Genomic DNA, 17,520 nt, shown 5'->3' with positions numbered 1-17,520 from the left:
GATGGCCGCGCCATGGATTTGCAGATCAAGAATCTCCTGAAGACCTTCGACGGCTTCGTCGCTCTCGACCGCATCACCCTGAACGTGGAGGAACGGGAATTCGTCTGCCTGCTGGGACCGAGCGGCTGCGGCAAGACGACCCTGCTGCGCATCATCGCCGGGCTGATGCCCTATGACGCCGGCGAGCTGCTGATGGGTGGGCGGGATTTGGGCACCGTCCCGGCGCGCGACCGCGGCTTCGGCATCGTCTTCCAGTCCTATTCGCTGTTCCCCAACATGACGGTGGCGCAGAACATCGGCTACGGCCTGAAGATCCGCAAGGCGCCGCGCGACCGCATCGCGGCACGGGTCGGCGAGCTTCTCGACCTCATCAAGCTGCCGAAGGTCGCCGACCGCTACCCTTGGCAATTGTCCGGCGGACAGCAGCAGCGGGTGGCGCTCGCCCGCGCGCTGGCCGTCGATCCGTCGCTGATCCTGCTGGACGAGCCGCTGTCGGCGCTGGACGCCCGCGTGCGCGCCGACCTGCGGACGGAAATCCGCGACGTCCAGCGCCGGCTCGGCATTCCCACCATCATGGTCACCCACGACCAGGAGGAGGCGCTGACCCTGGCCGACAAGGTGGTCTGCATGAATCACGGCCTGATCGAGCAGGTCGGCACGCCGCAGGATCTGTATCTGCGCCCCCGCACCCGCTTCGTCGCCGACTTCATGGGCAGCAGCAACCTGCTGCCGACGGCCTGGGTGCGCGAGACGATGCCCCACCTGATGCCCGGCCGCCCGGACGGCGCGGAAAACGCCTTCGAAGCCTGCGTGCGGCCGGAGCGGGTCGCCGTCACCCCCGCGCCGGACGCCGACGGGCGGGTGATCGACCTGACCTTCCTCGGCAACATCCGCCGGCTGCGGCTGTCCTGGCGGGGCCGCGAACTGCTGGCCGAAACCAACCGGGATCCGGGGGTGGAGCCGGGTGCGGCGGTGGATGTCTCGGTGGCGGCCGATGCCTGCGCCTGGGTGCGGGCATGACGGCCCCGTCCCTGGCCCTGACGGACAAAACCCGCCCCCGCCGCGCCAGCCGCCCGCTGGACGAACGGCTGCTGTTCGGTGCCTGCGTGCTGGTGCCGGTGGTGGCGCTGGTCCTGTTCTTCCTGCTGCCGCTGGCCACCATCGTCTGGCGCAGCGTCACCGAGGAGTCCGGCGGCATCGGCGTCGCCAATTACCTGGCCCTCTTCCGCACGCCGGGCATCCTGCGCGCGGTCGGCAACAGCCTGCTGGTCGGCACGGCGACCACGGCGGTCTGCCTCGTGCTGGGCTTCGCGGTCGCCTATGCGGCGCAGCGCACGCGCGTTCCCGGCAAACGTTTCGTCGCGGCCGCCCTGTCGCTGCCGCTGCTGGCCCCCTCGCTGGTGCTCGGCCTCGGCCTGATCTTCCTGCTGGGCCGCAACGGGCTGGTCAGCAACCTGCTGGGCGTCCGGCTGAACATCTACGGCTTCCCGGGGCTGCTGATCGCCAACGTGCTCTACGCGCTGCCCCAGGCGGTGCTGATCATCCAGGCGGCACTGCGCCAGTCCGACGCCCGCTATTACGACGCGGCGGAGGTGATGGGGGCGACCCGGCTGCAGCAGTTCCTCGGCATCACCCTGCCGAATGTCAAGTTCGGCCTGCTCAGCGCCGGCTTCGTGGTCTTCACCGTGACCATCACCGACTTCGGCAACGCCGTGACCATCGGCGGCGACTTCTCCGTGCTGGCGACCGAGATCTATAATCAGGTCACCGGCCAGATGAAGTTCGGCATCGGCGCCGCGGTGGGCATCCTGCTGCTGCTGCCCACCGGCATCGCCGTCTACATCGAACGGGTCGCCGCCCAGCGCCAGTTCGGCACCGCGTCGGAAAGCGCGCTGCCGCCGGTCCCCGACCGCCTGCCGATGCGCGACATCCCGCTGTTCCTCGTCACCATGACTCTGGCCCTGTCGATCGCGGCGGTGGTGGCGACGGTGGTCTTCGCCAGCGTCGTCCGGCTCTGGCCCTACCGGCTCGACTTCACCACGAAGCATTATGCGATCACGCTCAGCGGCGGTTACGACCCGCTGTGGACCTCGCTCGGCGTGTCGGCGGCGACGGCGGGGATCGGCACCGTGCTGCTGTTCGCCCTGGTGCTCGGCCTGCGGCGAATGCCGCCGGGGCTGGCGAAGGCGGTCTATCTGCTGGCCGTGCTGCCGGTCGGCGTGCCGGGGCTGGTGTTGGGCCTGTCCTACATCTTCGCCTTCAACCTTGCGGGAACGCCGCTGCACATGCTGTATGGAACGGCGCTTCTGCTGGCGCTGTGCAATTTCTACCACTACCACACGCAGGGCTTCCTCACGATGGTCACCGGAATGCGCGCCGTGCCGGCGGCGCTGGAGGAAGCGGCGGGCTGCCTTGGCGGCGGCGTCCTGCGGGTGCTGGGCGACGTGGTGGTGCCGGTGATGGTACCAACCCTGCTGTCGGTCTTCTTCTTCCTGTTCATGCGCTCCATGGTCACGCTGTCGGCGATCATCTTCCTCGTCTCGCCCTCCACCAACCTCGCCGCGGTGACGGTGATGCGGCTGGACGAGGCGGGGTTCGTGTCGCAGGCGGCGGCCTTCTCCACCTGCATCATGGCGGCCGTGGCGGCGGCGGCGCTGGCCATGCGCGGCGCCCTGGCGCTCGCCGGCCGGCGGAAGGCGGCCTGAGCGATGCTCCAGGAGGAACGCCACCAGCGGATCCGCGCCCTTCTGGCATCGGCGCACCGGGTCTCCACCGATCGGATCGCCGGGGATCTCGGCGTGTCGCGCGAGACGGTGCGGCGCGACATCGTCGAGCTGGAGGCGCGCGGCGAACTGCGCCGCGTCCATGGCGGGGTTGTCGCCGTGGGTCCGGAACCGGAACCGCCCATCGCCGTGCGCAGCCAGGTCCGCCAGAAGGAAAAGCGGGCCATCGCCAAGGCGGCGGCTCGTCTGGTCACGCCGGGACAGACCCTGTTCCTCGATTTCGGCAGCACGGTGTCCGCTCTGGCGGAGGAGCTGGCGAGCCTGGCCGGGCTGACGGTGATCACCAACTCCTTCGACGTGGCGCAGATCGTCGCCAACCAGAACCGCAGCCGGGCGGTCCTGCTCGGCGGCCGGGTGGACGAGGGGATCCCTGCGACCTTCGGCGAAGGCACCATCGCCGAAATCCACCGCTACCGTGCCGACATGGCGCTGCTGTCGCCGGTGGCGCTGCATCCGCGCTACGGCGCCACCAGCTTCGACCCGCGCGAGGCGGAGGTGGCCCGCGCCATGGTCGGCAACGCCGACCGCGCGGTGATCCTGGCCGACCACAGCAAGATCGGCCAGACCAGCCGGGTCAGCTTCTGCCCGGTCGACCGCATCGATACGCTGGTCACCGACGGCCGGTCCCGCGAGTTGCCGGAACTGGCCGCCTTGGCGGCGACGGTGCCGGACATCCTCTTCGGCTGAGCGGCCTCATCGGCCGGACAGGCATACGGCACCTTCCCCACAACGGCGTGTTCTGTTAGCTAGAACGGTTTCTCGGGGCGCCCGCATTCACGCGGGGCCGGCTCCGGTCATCAGCGCCCGTATTGCCGCGGGTCCGCTCTCGGAGGATCATCGCCATGCTCTGGCTCGCCGCCTATATCGGCAGCATTCTTGCCATCAACTTCGCCTTCAGCCTGTTTCCGCACCTGGATCTGGTCTGGTCCTGCTGGGCCGGGCTGATCTTCATCCTGCGCGACATGGTGCAGGTGCGCTTCGGCCATTGGGCGCTCGCCGCCATGCTGGGCGGCACCGTTCTGTCCTATCTGCTGACCGACCCCTTCGTCGCCACCGCCAGCGTCGCCGCCTTCGCCGTGTCGGAAATCATCGACTGGGCGGTCTTCACCATCACCCGCCGCCCGCTGCGCGACCGGCTGTGGATCAGCGCCGCCCTGTCGGTGCCGGTCGACACCGCCATCTTCTTCGGCATGCTGGACGTCTGGGACCCCGCCGTCTGGGCCGCCAGCTTCGCGTCGAAGCTGCTGGGCGTCTCCGTGGTCTGGCTGCTGATGCGCGCCCGCGACGGCCGGATGGCGGTCGCGGCGTAGGAGTGTCGGCTTCGAATGCCCCCACCTAACCTCCCCCGCTCTCGGCGGACCTGCGGTCCGCCTGCCGCGTCAGCACAAAGCGAAGTTTTGTGCGAGAGCTTCGCAGGGGAGGGACTGCCGCCGAACTCCGACAAAGCTCCAATCCCTCCCCCGCCCAGCGGGGGAGGATAGGTGGGGGTCTAACCTCCCGCCTCAGAACCTCTTGACGAACCGGTTGAACCACCGCCCCAGCGGCCCGGTCAGCCTGAGTCCGCCGATGGTGGTGGCTAGGCACAGGCACCCCTCCGGGTCCGAAACCGGCCGGTGGACCAGCGACGGGTCGCCGATGGCGATGTCGCCGGGCTCGAAGCTGCCGAACTCGTCGGAGAAGCCGCCCTCCAGCACCACGGTCAGCTCGATGCCGCCATGGGTATGGCGGGGAACGCCGGCTCCGCCCTTCATGCGGATCAACCGCGTGGTCCCGTTCGGGCCGGACAGCAGATCCAGGCTGCGCATGCCCGGCTGCAGGAACCGCCAGCCGCCCTCCCCCAGCCGCCCGTCACGGTCGAGACGGCCACGAAGGTAGCTGCGCAGCGGTTCCGGATAGCGCGATCGTTCGACCGAAGGCTTCGCGGCCGGACGGCAGGGCGCCGGCCGTTCATGGTCCAGCCGCGCCATCAGCGCTTCCAGGCAGCCCTCCGACAGCGGCTCGGGCTCCAGATCGTCCAGCAGGGCGCCGCCGATCGCCTCCATCTCGGTCACGGCATGGCGGCAGGCGGGGCAGAAGGCCATGTGGGTGGCGACGGCCAGCGACGCGCCCTCGCACAGGGCACCGCCGGCATAGTCGATCAGCAGGGTATCGCCCGGGTGGTGGCTCGGCCGGTTCATCGGGAATGCCTCATCCGACATCCTTGAGCGACCGGCGCAGGCGCTCCATCGCCAGGCGCAGGCGCGATTTGACGGTACCGAGCGGGATGCCGTGCTCCGCTGAAATCACGCTGTGCGGTTTGTCCTCGAAATAGGCCATGCGCAGAAGCTCGGCCTGCTCCGGCGGCAGTTCCTTCAGCGCGGCGCGCAAACGCCCGCTGCTTTCCTTCGCCTCGATCCGGCGATCGGCGGGCTCGTCGGGTTCGGGCACCAGGGCGGGATCGTCCGGGTCGATCTCCGGCCGCTGTTCGCGCCGCAACACATCGATTCGCTTGTTGCGGGCGATGGTGAACACCCAGGTTCCGGCCGAGGCGTGGATCGGATCATAGGTTTCGGCACGACGCCAGACCAACAGCATCACCTCCTGAACAAGCTCTTCCACCGCACCGGATTCGCATCCCAACCGGCGCAGATACGTCTTCAGCCGCGGCGCAAAATGGGCGAACAGCACCCCGAACGCTTGGCGGTCCCGCTCGCGCCCGACGGCGACGAGCAGATCTTCCAGGCTGGGGGCCATGTCGGCCGCGGGGGTGTGCTGGTCCTGCATGGTCCCATTCAAGGGGAACATCGGCGTCCGCACAAGCCGGGGATGGCACCCATTCCCGGAATTCGCGGCCGCCCCCCCGTTTCCAAGACCTCTGCGTCGATCCGGCACCCCGCAGGCATCCGCGCCGGGCTGTATGTCGCAACGTGACCCTCGGTACGCAACCATCCAAGCGTTGGATCACGAAAAAACCCGGCCTGCGGCATTTTGTTCGGATTTGCCGGGAAGATCGGTCGGACTCTGTCCTATGGCCTTTATTGCCGCCTGAACCCCATGGCACGCAGGGCCTCCGCCACCTCCGGCGTCTCCAGCAGCTCGACGAAGCCGCGGACGGCCGGGCGGTCGCGGCGGGCGGCGGGGATGACGAAGTCGTAATGCTCATCCTGCAGCGGCAGGAAGCCCAGCCCGTAAAGCTTCGCCGCGGTTTCGATGGCGACGCCCCAGTCGGCACGGTTCTGCGCCACCGCGACGGCGACGGCATTGTGCGACTTGGCCTGCGTCCAGTAGCCGGTCGGCCGCGCCGCACCCAGCAGGCGGTCGGCCAGGATGCGGGTGCCGCTGCCGGCATTGCGGTTGATCAGGATGCAGTCCGGCAGTCCGGCGACCGCCGCCACCGCCTCTTGCGCCGTCCTGCCCTCGAACCGCGGGTCGCCGCGGCGGAAGACGATGCCCTGCATCCGGCGGTATCCGGTGACGAGCTCCAGCCCCGGCGCCAGGAAGGGCGTGTTGTAGGCGCCGGTGGCGGGGTCCATCAGGTGGACCGGGGCGATGTCGCACTCGCCCCGCCGCGCCGCAGCCAGCCCGCCCATCGAGCCGACATTCAGCGCCTTGACCGTCATCCCCCCGGCGATCAGCCGCCCGAGCACGGCGTTCAGCCCGATGCACTGGCTGCCCACCACGATCAGGTCGGCCGGCGCCAGCGAACGGCCGAGCAGCTGGACCGACACCGGCGTGCCGACCTCCACCGCCTCCGCCTGGGCGTCGATGGCAAGGAAGCCGTCGGCATGGCTGAAGGCGGTGACGGCGCCGGATCCCTTGGACAGCGGATAGGCCGCCAGCTCGCCCTCATTGGCGCCATGGACCAGCGAGACCATCACATATTCGGTCCGCCCGCGCTCCGACCCCAGCCGCACCGGCAGGGTGGCCGGCACCTCCTCCACCGTCGCCGGCGGCAAGCCGGCCATGGCACGGATCACCGGCGCGACGAAGCTGTGGAAGGTGAACATGGCCGAGGTCGGGAAGCCCGGCAGGATCACCACCGGCTTGCCGCCGGTCACCGCGAGACACAGCGGCTTGCCCGGCTTCAGCGCCACGCCATGGGCGACGATGCCGGGATCGGACAGTCGCGCGACGATCCGGTGGGAGCGGTCGCCCGCCCCCTTCGACGTACCGCCCGACAACAGCAGCGCGTCGCACTCCAGCCCTCGTGCGACCTGCCGCTCCAGCGCCTCGTCCTCGTCCGGGGCGATGCCCAGCGATACCGGCTCCGCTCCCAGCTCGGCCACCGCCGCGGCGAGAATGGCAGCGTTGCTGTCATAGACCGCACCGATGCGGATCGGCTGCCCCGGCGCCACGATCTCGTCGCCGGTGGACAGGATGGCGACGCGCGGCCGGCGCACCACCGCGACCTCGGCCAGCCCGATGGCGGCGAGCACGCCGATCTCGCGCGAGGTCAGGGACTGGCCGCGGCGCAGCACCACCTCGCCGCGGCCGATATCGGATCCGGCGGCGGCGACGAAGGCGCCGGGAGTGGCCGGCCGGGTCAGGGTGACGAACAGGCCGTCGGGCCGCTCCACCGCCTCCGTCGTCTCCACCATCACCACGGCGTCGGCGCCGCGCGGCAGCATGCCGCCGGTGGCGATCACCGTGGCGGTGCCCGGCTCCACCGTCAGTTCGGGGGCATGGCCGGCGGCAAGCACCTCGTCGTTCAGGCGCAGGGCGACCGGCCGGTCCTCCGCCGCGCCCACCGTGTCGGCGGCGCGCACGGCGAAACCGTCGACCACCGAGCGGTCGAAGCCGGGAACATCGACTTCCGCCGTCACGTCGGTGGACAGCACGCGCCCCAGGGCAGCCGACAGCGGCACCCGCTCCTCCCCCCGCGGCGACAGGTCGAGATGGCGATGGAAGCGGTCGCGCGCCTCCTCGCCGCTCACCACCTCGAGGAACTGGTCCTGGCGGGCTGACTGGGCGACGAAACGGCGGATGTCCTCGCGGCTGCGGTCGGAGCTGTGCACGCGGCAAACCCTTGCAGGATAAGATCAGTCGAAGCTGTACATGGTGACTGGCGCGCCGTCCGGCACGCCTTCGCTTTCCGCCCCGATCAGCACGAAGCCGTCGGCCCGCGCCGCCGCCGCCAGCCCCGGCCAGCCGGGCGAGGCCGCCGGCTCCACCCTGCCGCCGTCGCCCAGCCGGACCCGGTGCAGGTCGAGGCAGCCGATCTCCGACACCAGCTTGCGCGCGGTCACCGCCTCGACCGTCGCATGGGGCAGCCCGGCCGGCCGGCCGGCGGCACGCCGCACCGCGCGCCCGCCCAACAGCTCGTAGGCCGCCAGCGCCGCCATCGGCTCCCCCGGCAGCAGCAGGACCGGGACTCCGCCGGCAAGGCCCAGCCCCGCGCTGCCGCCCGGCCGCATGGCCAGGCCGTGCAGGTCGAGGCTGCCGGTCAGCGCCAGGGCCGCCGGGGCCACATCGTCCGGACCGGTACCGGTGCGCCCGGCCGACAGGATCAGGTCGGCGCCCGGCCGGGCGAAGGCTTCGGCCAGCACATCGGAGTCGGCGGGGACGGCGTCGACCGCCTCGACGACACCGCCGTCGCGCCCAACCAGCGCCGCCAGCATCGCGCCGAGCTGTTCCGGCGCTCCGGCCTTGGGACCGCCGGCCAGCAGGATACGCACCCGCGGCGCCGGCAGCACCGGCACCACCCCGCGCCCGGCGGCGGCGAGCAGCCCGAGATCACCGGGGCGCAGGCGGCGCCCGGCCGGCAGCAGCAGGCTTCCGGCACCGGCCCACGCCGCTTGCCGCTCCACCCCGGTGCCGGGCGCAACCGCGTCGATCGCCTCGACGACGGGACCGACCGCCTGCGCCGCCTCGAACGGGACCACCGCGTCATAGCCCAGCGGCAGCGGGTCGCCGGCCGTCACGGCCGCCACCGCCGTCAGCGGCACCGGGTTGTAGGAACCGGCTCCCAGCGTGTCGGCTGCGACCACCGCATAGCCGTCGACCGCGGCCCGGGCGGCCGGCGGCCAGTCGCCCGTCGCCACGACCGCCTCGGCCAGCCGCAACCCGGCACACTCCGCCAGGGGCAGGACCCTGGCAGGCGGCGGGACAATCCGGCCATCGATCCAGGCCCAGGCCTCGGTCATCGGCGCACGGCGCGCGAAACCTCGGCCGCGGATATCGGAGACTGGGGGAGCGGGCGGCACGCCGGTCACAGCGCCGGCACCGTGGCGCCCTGCACGCGGTTCCGGCCGGCTCGCTTGGCCCGGTAGAGCAGTTGGTCGGCCATCTCGGCCAGCCGGTCGGGACCGCTCTCGGCCGACGGGATCACGGAGGCGACGCCCAGGCTGATGGTGACATGGCGCGCGACCGGCGACTGGGCGTGCGGGATGCGGCGTTGCGCGACGGCGGCACGGAACCCTTCCGCCACGTCGGTGGCGCCGGCGCCGTCGGTCTCCGGCAGCAGGCAGACGAACTCTTCCCCGCCGTAGCGGGCGACGAGGTCGCTCGGCCGCCGGGCCCGCTCCGACAGCACCTCGGCGACGATACGCAGGCATTCGTCACCGCTCTGATGGCCGTACTGGTCGTTGTAGGCCTTGAAATGGTCGACATCGAGAATGATCAGCGACAGCGGCAGGTGCGAGCGGGCGCAGCGCCGCCATTCGCGCGTCATCGTATCGTCGAAGCGGCGGCGGTTGGCGATGCCGGTCAACCCGTCCAGGAAGGACAGGCTGCGCAGCAGGTCGGTCTGCCGTTTCAGCAACAGGTGGTTGCGCACCCTCGCCTTCACGATGGGCGGGCTGATCGGCTTGGTGATGAAGTCGATGGCACCCACCTCCAACCCGCGGGTCTCGTCCTCCACCTCGCTCTTGGCGGAGATGAAGATGACGGGAATGTCGTGGGTGGCAGGATCGCCCTTGATCCGGCGGCACACCTCGAACCCGTCCATCCCCGGCATCATGATGTCCAGCAGGACCAGGTCGGGCATCCGCGCCTGGACGAGGTCCAGCGCCTTCTCGCCGTCGGTGGCGAAATAGATGTCGTAATCGTCTTTCAGAATACGGCTGAGCACATGGACGTTGGACGGTATATCGTCAACCACCAAGATTTTCGGGCGGGGATCGGCCATGGGCGCGTTCAGACCGTCGATAACGGAAGGCCGAGGTCGCGTGCGATCCGCTGCACGATCCCTAGCGCCTTGGTGAAGTCCAGACCATCGATGGCGGCGGACAGCCCCTTCATCGTCGAGGGTTCGATCCATTCCGCCAGCGACGGCGCCAGCATAGCGAATTCCTCCGCCGCTGCGAAGTTGCTGTCATGTAACAAACTTGCGAACTGCGGCAAGCGGTCCGCCAGCAGAGCCCGGCTCTCCGTCGACCGGCTCTCCACCGGCCGGCCGGCCGCGGCCGCGACTCCCGTCGCCCCCGCCGCCACCGGTGAGCCGGTGGCCTCCGCCAGCAGCCGCCGGGCGCTTTCCAGCACCAGCGCCAGTTCGGCCCGCAGCACCGGCACCTGGGCCGACGCCGCCGCGGCATCGCCGCGATAGGCCGCGATCTGCACCGCGTCGGCGGCGGCCGACAGCCGGCGCGCACCGAGATTCCCGGCAACGCTCTTCAGTTCATGCGCGATGGACTTCGCCGTCGTCAGGTCGCCTCCCTCCAGCGCGGCGGCGATCCGCTCGACGATGCCGCCATAGCCTTCGGCGAACTGGCCGATGAAGCGGCGGAACAGGCCGGCGTCGCCGCCCAGCCGGTTGAGCGCGTCGACAAGGTCGATGCCCGGCAGCTGGTCGGGCAAAGCCGCCGGCCGGCCGGCCGGTACCGGCGGAGCGGCGGCGGGCAGGGAAACCGCCGTCAGCATGGCTTCGCCGCGGAGCGGAATCGGGCCGTCACCGCAAGGCGCGCAGGGGCGCACCGCCACCAGCGGCGGCCCGATCCAGCGGGCCAGCGTGGCGAACAGGTGCGGCAGATCGAGCGGCTTGGGCACATGGGCGTCCATTCCGTTGTCGAGGCAGCGCTGACGATCCGCCGGCAAGGCGCTGGCGGTCATCGCGATGATCGGCATTTGCCGCCCGCCCGGCAACTCCCGGATCGCAACGGTCGCGGCGAATCCGTCCATGTCCGGCATCTGTACGTCCAGCAACGCGGCATCGAAGGGCTGCTCGGCCATGCGCACGCGCTCCACCGCCTCCCGTCCGGTGGATGCCGTGACGACGCTTGCCCCGGCCCGCTCCAGGATCTCGCACGCCACCTCCCGGCTGATGGCGTTGTCGTCGGCCAGCAGCAGCCGGCGGCCATGCAGCGCCCGGCTGGCATCCCAAACCGGCCCGCACAACCCGCCCACGGGGCCGCCCACGGGGCCGCCCACGGGGCCGCCCACCGGACCGCCAACCGGTACCGGAGCCGGCAGGGAAAGGTCGTCGGCGGACCGGCCGGCCAGGGCATAGGCCACGGTGACGGCGTCGAGCAGGGTGGAGGCGGTGACCGGCTTGATCAGGAAGCCGGAAATCCCGGCCTCCTCGAAGCGGGGGCCCAGCCGTTCGCGGCCATAGCCGCTGATGACGATGATCATCGGGGTGCCGGCACGGCCGTCGGCGCGGATGCGGCGCGCCGCCTCGATACCGTCCATTCCCGGCATCTTCCAATCCATCAGCACCACGTCATAGGCATGGCCTGCGGCGGCGGCGCGCTCCAGTTCGGCGATGGCGGCCCGGCCGTCGGCGCAGGCGGTGACGGTCCAGCCGAAGGCCGTGGCGATCGCGCCCAGCACCTCGCGTGCGGTGGGGTTGTCGTCGACCACCAGCACCGTCAGGTCGCGCGGCACCGCCCGTGGCAGCCGAACCGGCAAGCCGGCCATTTCGCCCGATCCGCCGGATCCGGCGCCGGCTTCGCCGCCATGGCGGCCGAACTCCACCTGGAAGCGGAAAACGCTGCCCTTTCCGGGCTCGCTCTCCACATCGATGGCGCCGTTCATCAGCCGGACCAGCCGCGCGCAGATCGCCAACCCCAGCCCGGTGCCGCCGAAGCGCCGGGTGGTGGAGCTGTCGCCCTGGCTGAAGGCCTGGAACAGCCGCTCGCGCTGGTCCGGCGCGATGCCGATGCCGGTGTCGCGCACGGCGAAGTCCAGCAGGGCGCGCTCGTCGCCCAGCGACCGCACCCGCACCGACACCACCACCTCGCCGGTCTCGGTGAACTTGATGGCGTTGCCGGTCAGGTTGATCAGGATCTGTTGAAGGCGCAGCGGATCGCCGACCAGTTCCAGCGGCACGTCCGAGGCCACCGAGAACAGCACGTCGATGTCCTTCTCCTGCGCGGCGGACCCCACGATCACCGCCAGCGTCTGCAGCAGGTCGTCCAGGCGGAAATCGACCCGCTCCAGCTCCAGCTTGCCGGCCTCCACCTTGGAGAAATCGAGGATGTCGTTCAGGATGCCCAGCAGCGACTGCGCCGACACCCGCACCTTCTTCACATAGTCCGCCTGCCGGCCGGTCAGGTCCGTCTGCTGCAGCAGGTGGATCAGCCCGAGGATCGCGTTCATCGGGGTGCGGATCTCGTGGCTCATGTTGGCCAGGAACTCGCTCTTCGCCCGGCTGGCGTCCTCCGCGGCCAGACGGGCGCGCTGCATCGCCGCTTCCGCCCGCTTGCGTTCGGCGATCTCGTGGAAGACCACGACGGCCCCCTCCACCTTGCCGTCGGCCAGCATGGGCGACGCGGTATATTCGACCAGGAAGGGCGTTCCGCCCTTGGTCCAGTAGGTGTCTTCCAGCCCGCGGCGGCTTTCCCCGCTCAGCAGCACCTCGGTCACCGCACATTCCAGCATCGGGAAATGCGTTCCGTCGGCCCGGTGGGAATGGATCAGCCCATGCAGGCTGCCGCCCAGCAACTCCTCGTTGGAATAGCCGGTGAGCGCGGCGGTGGCGGGGTTGGCGAAGGTGATCAGCCCGTCGCGGTCGACGCCGCAGATGCTGTCGGAGGCGGAATGCAGGATCAGGTTCAGCCGGCGGTTGGCGCTGGCGAAGGCCTCGTTGGCGGTTTCGAGTTCGCGCTTCTTGACGTCCAACTCGGCATTGGTGTCGGCCAGCCGGCGCCGGCCGGCCACTTCGCGCTCCAGGCTGCGCAATGCGGCATAGGCCAACCCGGCGCAGGCCAGCGCCGCCAACCCGACCAGGATGCTGCCGCGGACCGTGCGCTCCCGCCAGGGCGCCAGCTCCCTGCGCTCCGACAGGGCGACGAAGGCGACCAGCGGCAGGTTCGGCACCCGCTGGTAGGACAGGATGCGCCGGTCTCCCGGCACCGGTCCGTCCGCCTCGAAGGTCTCGATGGCGGCATCGGCGGCATGGCGCAGCACGATTCCGCCGTCGGGTCCGTCCAGCGGTTCGCTGTCGGGAAAGCGCAGCACCGGTTTTCCGTCGGTACGGTAGACCGCGATCGCCGAACCGGCCCCGAGATCCAGGCTTTCATACAGCTGGCTGTAGTAGTCGAGGTCCACATTGGCGTGGACGACTCCCTGGAAGCGACCCTCCAGCATGATCGAGCGGCTGACGGTGAAGAACTCCGTCCCCGTCCTCTGCCCCTTGATTCGCTCGCCGACATGGAATTCCGTGCCGTCGAGATGCACCTTGAAGAAGTTGCGGTTCGCAGCGTTGACTTGCGGCGTCGGAAACTGCCGGCTGGTCAGCACGGCGTCGCCGGCGGCACCGTCGATCCACAGCGCCGCGATCTCCGGCAGGGCGTCCACCATGTCGCGGATGGTGATCCAGGCTTCGCGGTTGGTGTCCAGGCCGGGCAGGCCGTGGTGGCGAATGAGATCCTGCGCGCGGCCGATGGCGAGGTCGGCGGTCGCAACCGTCCGCCGCAGATGCTCCTGCAGCAGGCGGGCGGTGGACTGGGCCTGTTCCCGGCTGTGGCGCAGCGTCTCTTCCCGGTCGGTCCAGGCGACGAACCCCCAGAAACCGGCGCCCAGCAGCGCGATCAGCGCGAAGGCGGCGGCCAGCAGCAGGCGGGTCCGCGTGGGCGAAAGCGCGGGAGCCGCAGCGTCGATCGGTTGTCTGTCCATCATTGCCGGATTATCGCCGCACCGCCGCCGGACACAGCCTCCGACAGCAGCCGGCTCTGCCCCTTCAGCCTACATCGGTCGGAGTATGGTCTTGCGCCGGTTGCAACCGCAAGCGACTTGATGCGCGCCACGATGACGTTGGAGACGCCCGGCCCTTGCGGGGGACCCCTCCGGTAGAGCCTCCCTTGCACCGCCTGCCTTTGCCTGCGGGCTGCGGCATCGTCCCCATATCCCGGTCCGATATTTGTCATGCCCGCTCTGCTTCCCCGCCCGTCTCCGCACCCTTCCCCGCCGTGAAAGCGCCCGTCCGATGGCCGACCGCCGCCCCCTGTCGCTCAAACCCGTCCTGGCCGGCCTGTTCGTCCTCGCCGGCGGCTCCGCCCTGACCCAGATCCTGCCGGCGGCCCCGGCCCTGGCCCAGTCGGCGATGACCGGCCCGGTGCGCTCCGACCCGATGCAGACGGTCGGCGCCGAGGTCCATGTGCGGATCGAAACGCTGCCGAAGCCCTATGCCACCCCCGCCGTCGCCAACGAGGCGGTGCTGGTGCCGCGCCCCGGCGACCAGCCGCTGCGCGCCCCGCGCGGTTTCACCGTCACCCTGTTCCGCGACCATGTGGAAAACGCGCGCAACCTGCTGGTCCTGCCCAACGGCGACGTGCTGGTGGCGCAGCAGCGGCCGGGCACCCTGACCCTGCTGCGCGACGGCGACGGCGACGGCCGGGCGGAGATGGCCCAGGTCTGGGCCGAGGGGTTCGACCATCCCTTCGGTCTCGCCTTCCATGACGGGGCGGTGCTGGTCGGCGATCTGGCGGGGGTGTGGCGGCTGCCCTGGACCGCCGGGAGCGTCCAGGCGGGAGAACGGCGGCGGCTGACGCCGGAGGGCGCCTTCGGCAAGCGCGGCGGCCACGCCACCCGCTCCATCGTGGTGGCGCCGGACGGACGGCATTTCTATGTCGGCATCGGATCGGAATCGAACATCGGGGTGGAGGCCGAACCGCGTGCCACCATCCAGGAATTCCGCATCGACGGCAGCGGCCAGCGCAGCTATGCCGCGGGCTTGCGCAATCCCGTCGGCCTCGCCTTCAAGCCCGGCACCAGCGACCTCTACGCCGTGGTGAACGAGCGCGACGGTCTGGGCGACCAGCTGGTCCCCGATTTCCTGACGGCGGTGAAGCCGGGCGGCTTCTACGGCTGGCCCTACTCCTACATCGGCGACAATCCGCAGCCGGACTTGGCTGGACGACGGCCGGATCTGGTGAAGGCGGCGCAGGTGCCGGGGCTGCTGCTGCAGGCCCATTCGGCGCCGATCGGGCTCGCCTTCGGCGACGCCACCCATTTCCCGGAACGCTACCGCATGGGCGCCTTCGTCTCGCTGCACGGCTCGTGGAACCGCTCGCGCCCGACCGGCTACGCCATCGCCTTCGTCCCCTTCGACACCGCCCCCTTCGACAAGAGCCGGCCGACCGGCACCTACGAGACCTTCGTCACCGGCTTCCGCGTGACCGGCACCGCCGGAACCGCGACGGGAAGCGCTGCCGAAGGCGACGAGACACCGAAGGTCTGGGGCCGCCCGAGCGGGTTGGCGGTAACCGCCGACGGCGCCCTGCTGATCGCCGAGGACGCCTCCGGCACGGTCTGGCGCGTCGCCTACGCCGCGGCGGACAAGGAGACGGAGCCGGGGGCCGGAGCGGCTCCCAGGCCCTGACGGCTCAGCAGCATTCGTCCTCCAGCTGGCGCAGCATCGCCAGCCCGTCCTCGTCGTCATGCTCCTCGAACAGGTCGGCGATGTAGTAGATGTTGGCGCAGAGCAGGCACAGCCCGTCGGCCTGCCGTTTCAGCGGGTCTTCGGCAACCGCCAGCTTGGCGCGGAAGCGCTCCCAGAAGGCGTTGGTCTTGGCGGGATCGTCGATGTGCATGTACAGCCGGTCGATGATGCGGCGGCTGTTGCCCTCACAGTCGATTCCCTTGAACGAGACATAGCGGTCGGGCGCGTCGATGCTGTCCATGGAGGCGGTCTCCTGATGCCGGTGCGGGGGTGCGGAACACTGCGCCCATGCTTTCCCACCCATACCCCCGCCATCAAGCGGCCCTGCACCAGCGGTACCCGGACTGCGCGAATGGCGGGATCGGCGCGTGAACGGCGTCCCCTACAGCGCCAGCCGCTTCTTCAGTGCATCGGCCCGGTTGCGGCTGACCGGCACGCGGGGCGCACCGGGAGCGGCCATGACGAAGGCGGCGCGGCCGTCCTGCCGCTCCACCGCGCGGGCATGGCGCAGATTGACGATGTAGCCGCGATGGGTGCGCACGAAGGACCGGGCATCGAGCCGCGCCTCCAGCTCCGATAGCGGCAGGCCGCAGAAGAAGGCGCCTTCGGCGGTATGGACCGTGGTGTAATGGCCGTCGGCCTGCAGATAGACGGCGTCGGCCGGGTCGAGCAGCACGATCCCCTGCCCCTTCTCCACCGGCAGCTTGACCAGCGGTTCGGCCAGGGATTTGGGTGGCTGCGATGCCGGGGATTGCGGGGCGGAAGCTTGGGCGTCGGCCGCCGCCGGCCGCGCCGCCTCCATCAGCATCAGGGCGGTGACCGCGCTCCCCTCCGCCGCGGCGGCGGCGGGCGACAGCGCGGTCGCCTTCACCACCAGCACCCGGCCGGGCAGCGCCACCATCATCGAACAGGCCGATGCCGGGGCGGCGGGGTCGATGGCGGCGGCCATCAGCAGTTCCACCTTGGCACGGTGCGAGGGCGGGTGCAGGTCGTGCAGAGAGGCGCCGACCAGCCCGGCCGCGCGCTCCCCCAGCAGCCGCACCGCCGCCGGATTCAGGGCCAGCACCCGCCGCGCGCCGTCCAGCAGCACCAGCCCGACATCCATGTTCTGCAACGCATAGTCCATGGACGCCCACTATAGCGGTAATTCCCGCCTCAGCTCCCGCCTTTCCGCCTGTCGCCCTCGACCAGGGCGGTGACGACGCCGTGGAGGCTACGCACCTCCTGCTCGGTCATCTCCATGCGCTCGAAGGCGTTGCGCAGGGTGCGGACCATCGACGGGCGCTTCGCCTCGCTGGTGAAGAAGCCGGTGCGGTCCAGCAACGCCTCCAGCCGCTCGAAGAAGTTCACCCGCTCCGCCATCGTCGCCGGGCGGGTCTGCCCGGTGTGCAGGAAGCGGTCGGGGGTGCGGTCGCCGGCCTGGAACCACTCGTAGCCGATCAGCAGCACCGCCTGCGCCAAGTTGAGCGAGGAGAAGGCCGGGTTCAGCGGCACGGTGACCAGCGTCTGGGCGAGGGTCAGATCGTCGTTGACCAGCCCGGTGCGCTCCGGTCCGAACATGACGCCGACCTTCTGCCCGGCGGCATAGCGTTCCCGCATCTCGCCCGCCGCGACGCGCGGGGTGACGAAGCGCTGGATCATGTCGCGGGTCCGCACCGTGGTTGCGAAGACGGACTCCAGGTCGGCGACCGCCTCGGCCGTCGTCTCGAAGATCCTGGCATTGTCGATGACGAGGTCGGCGCCGGACGCCGCGGCATTGGCCTTCGGGTTCGGCCAGCCGTCGCGCGGCTTGACGATCCTGAGATCGGTCAGCCCGCAATTCAGCATCGCGCGCGCGCAGGCGCCGATATTCTCGCCGAGCTGCGGCTGCACCAGGATGACGGCCGGGCCGCCAAGGATCGATTCACGGGTGGGGTTCTGGCCGGAGGTCATGGGACGACA

Annotated in this window: 14 protein-coding genes; 5 read left to right on the top strand and 9 right to left on the bottom strand. The window is 70.6% G+C overall.

The window, feature by feature from the left end:
• Positions 1 to 12: 12 nt before the first annotated feature.
• From JHL17_RS03420 to JHL17_RS03405, 4 genes are all read left to right on the top strand, one after another.
• Positions 13 to 1,020 (top strand): ABC transporter ATP-binding protein, encoded by a 1,008-nt coding sequence (locus tag JHL17_RS03420; RefSeq protein WP_200190647.1) that lies wholly within the window; start codon positions 13 to 15, stop codon positions 1,018 to 1,020.
• Positions 1,017 to 2,705 (top strand): ABC transporter permease subunit, encoded by a 1,689-nt coding sequence (locus JHL17_RS03415; protein WP_200190646.1) that lies wholly within the window; start codon positions 1,017 to 1,019, stop codon positions 2,703 to 2,705. Before JHL17_RS03420 ends, JHL17_RS03415 begins: the two co-directional genes overlap by 4 nt.
• A gap of 3 nt (positions 2,706 to 2,708) precedes the next feature.
• Positions 2,709 to 3,470, top strand: coding sequence for a DeoR/GlpR family DNA-binding transcription regulator (locus tag JHL17_RS03410; protein WP_200190645.1), 762 nt, complete (start codon positions 2,709 to 2,711; stop codon positions 3,468 to 3,470).
• 155 nt (positions 3,471 to 3,625) lie between these two features.
• The gene (locus tag JHL17_RS03405; protein ID WP_200190644.1) at positions 3,626 to 4,093 is read left to right on the top strand and encodes a preQ0 transporter; all 468 of its coding nucleotides are present in this window, start codon (positions 3,626 to 3,628) and stop codon (positions 4,091 to 4,093) included.
• A gap of 192 nt (positions 4,094 to 4,285) precedes the next feature.
• Here JHL17_RS03405 and JHL17_RS03400 read toward each other — a convergent pair whose 3' ends face one another.
• The 6 genes from JHL17_RS03400 to JHL17_RS03375 form a co-directional block, all read right to left on the bottom strand.
• Positions 4,286 to 4,960, bottom strand: coding sequence for a ChrR family anti-sigma-E factor (locus JHL17_RS03400; protein ID WP_200190643.1), 675 nt, complete (start codon positions 4,958 to 4,960; stop codon positions 4,286 to 4,288).
• A gap of 10 nt (positions 4,961 to 4,970) precedes the next feature.
• Entirely contained in the window at positions 4,971 to 5,546 is a 576-nt protein-coding gene (locus JHL17_RS03395; protein ID WP_200190642.1) for a sigma-70 family RNA polymerase sigma factor, read from the bottom strand.
• Positions 5,547 to 5,797: 251 nt separating this feature from the next.
• Positions 5,798 to 7,777, bottom strand: coding sequence for a molybdopterin biosynthesis protein (locus JHL17_RS03390; RefSeq protein ID WP_200190641.1), 1,980 nt, complete (start codon positions 7,775 to 7,777; stop codon positions 5,798 to 5,800).
• Between the two features lie 24 nt (positions 7,778 to 7,801).
• Positions 7,802 to 8,905, bottom strand: coding sequence for a molybdopterin-binding protein (locus JHL17_RS03385; protein ID WP_200190640.1), 1,104 nt, complete (start codon positions 8,903 to 8,905; stop codon positions 7,802 to 7,804).
• A gap of 65 nt (positions 8,906 to 8,970) precedes the next feature.
• Positions 8,971 to 9,861, bottom strand: a complete 891-nt coding sequence (locus tag JHL17_RS03380) for a diguanylate cyclase domain-containing protein (RefSeq protein WP_345773743.1) — start codon at positions 9,859 to 9,861, stop codon at positions 8,971 to 8,973.
• Positions 9,862 to 9,896: 35 nt separating this feature from the next.
• Positions 9,897 to 13,817, bottom strand: a complete 3,921-nt coding sequence (locus tag JHL17_RS03375) for a response regulator (RefSeq protein ID WP_200190638.1) — start codon at positions 13,815 to 13,817, stop codon at positions 9,897 to 9,899.
• A 307-nt stretch (positions 13,818 to 14,124) separates the two neighbouring features.
• Here JHL17_RS03375 and JHL17_RS03370 point away from each other — a divergent pair, with 307 nt between their 5' ends.
• Entirely contained in the window at positions 14,125 to 15,519 is a 1,395-nt protein-coding gene (locus JHL17_RS03370; RefSeq protein ID WP_200190637.1) for a PQQ-dependent sugar dehydrogenase, read from the top strand.
• Between the two features lie 4 nt (positions 15,520 to 15,523).
• On the opposite strand, the gene cowN is transcribed toward JHL17_RS03370, so the two are convergent.
• The 3 genes from cowN to JHL17_RS03355 all read right to left on the bottom strand — a co-directional run bounded on the left by cowN (position 15,524) and on the right by JHL17_RS03355 (position 17,511).
• Positions 15,524 to 15,820 (bottom strand): N(2)-fixation sustaining protein CowN, encoded by a 297-nt coding sequence (gene cowN, locus JHL17_RS03365; RefSeq protein WP_085090167.1) that lies wholly within the window; start codon positions 15,818 to 15,820, stop codon positions 15,524 to 15,526.
• A gap of 141 nt (positions 15,821 to 15,961) precedes the next feature.
• Entirely contained in the window at positions 15,962 to 16,705 is a 744-nt protein-coding gene (locus JHL17_RS03360; RefSeq protein ID WP_200190636.1) for a LytTR family DNA-binding domain-containing protein, read from the bottom strand.
• A 29-nt stretch (positions 16,706 to 16,734) separates the two neighbouring features.
• Positions 16,735 to 17,511 carry an RNA methyltransferase gene (locus JHL17_RS03355; RefSeq protein WP_200190635.1) on the bottom strand — a complete coding sequence of 259 codons (777 nt, stop codon included), beginning with the start codon at positions 17,509 to 17,511 and terminating at the stop codon, positions 16,735 to 16,737.
• Between the last annotated feature and the right edge of the window lie 9 nt (positions 17,512 to 17,520).

The organism is Azospirillum endophyticum, assembly GCF_016595245.1.
Lineage (GTDB): Bacteria > Pseudomonadota > Alphaproteobacteria > Azospirillales > Azospirillaceae > Azospirillum > Azospirillum endophyticum.
This window is presented reverse-complemented; position numbering and strand designations above follow the sequence as displayed.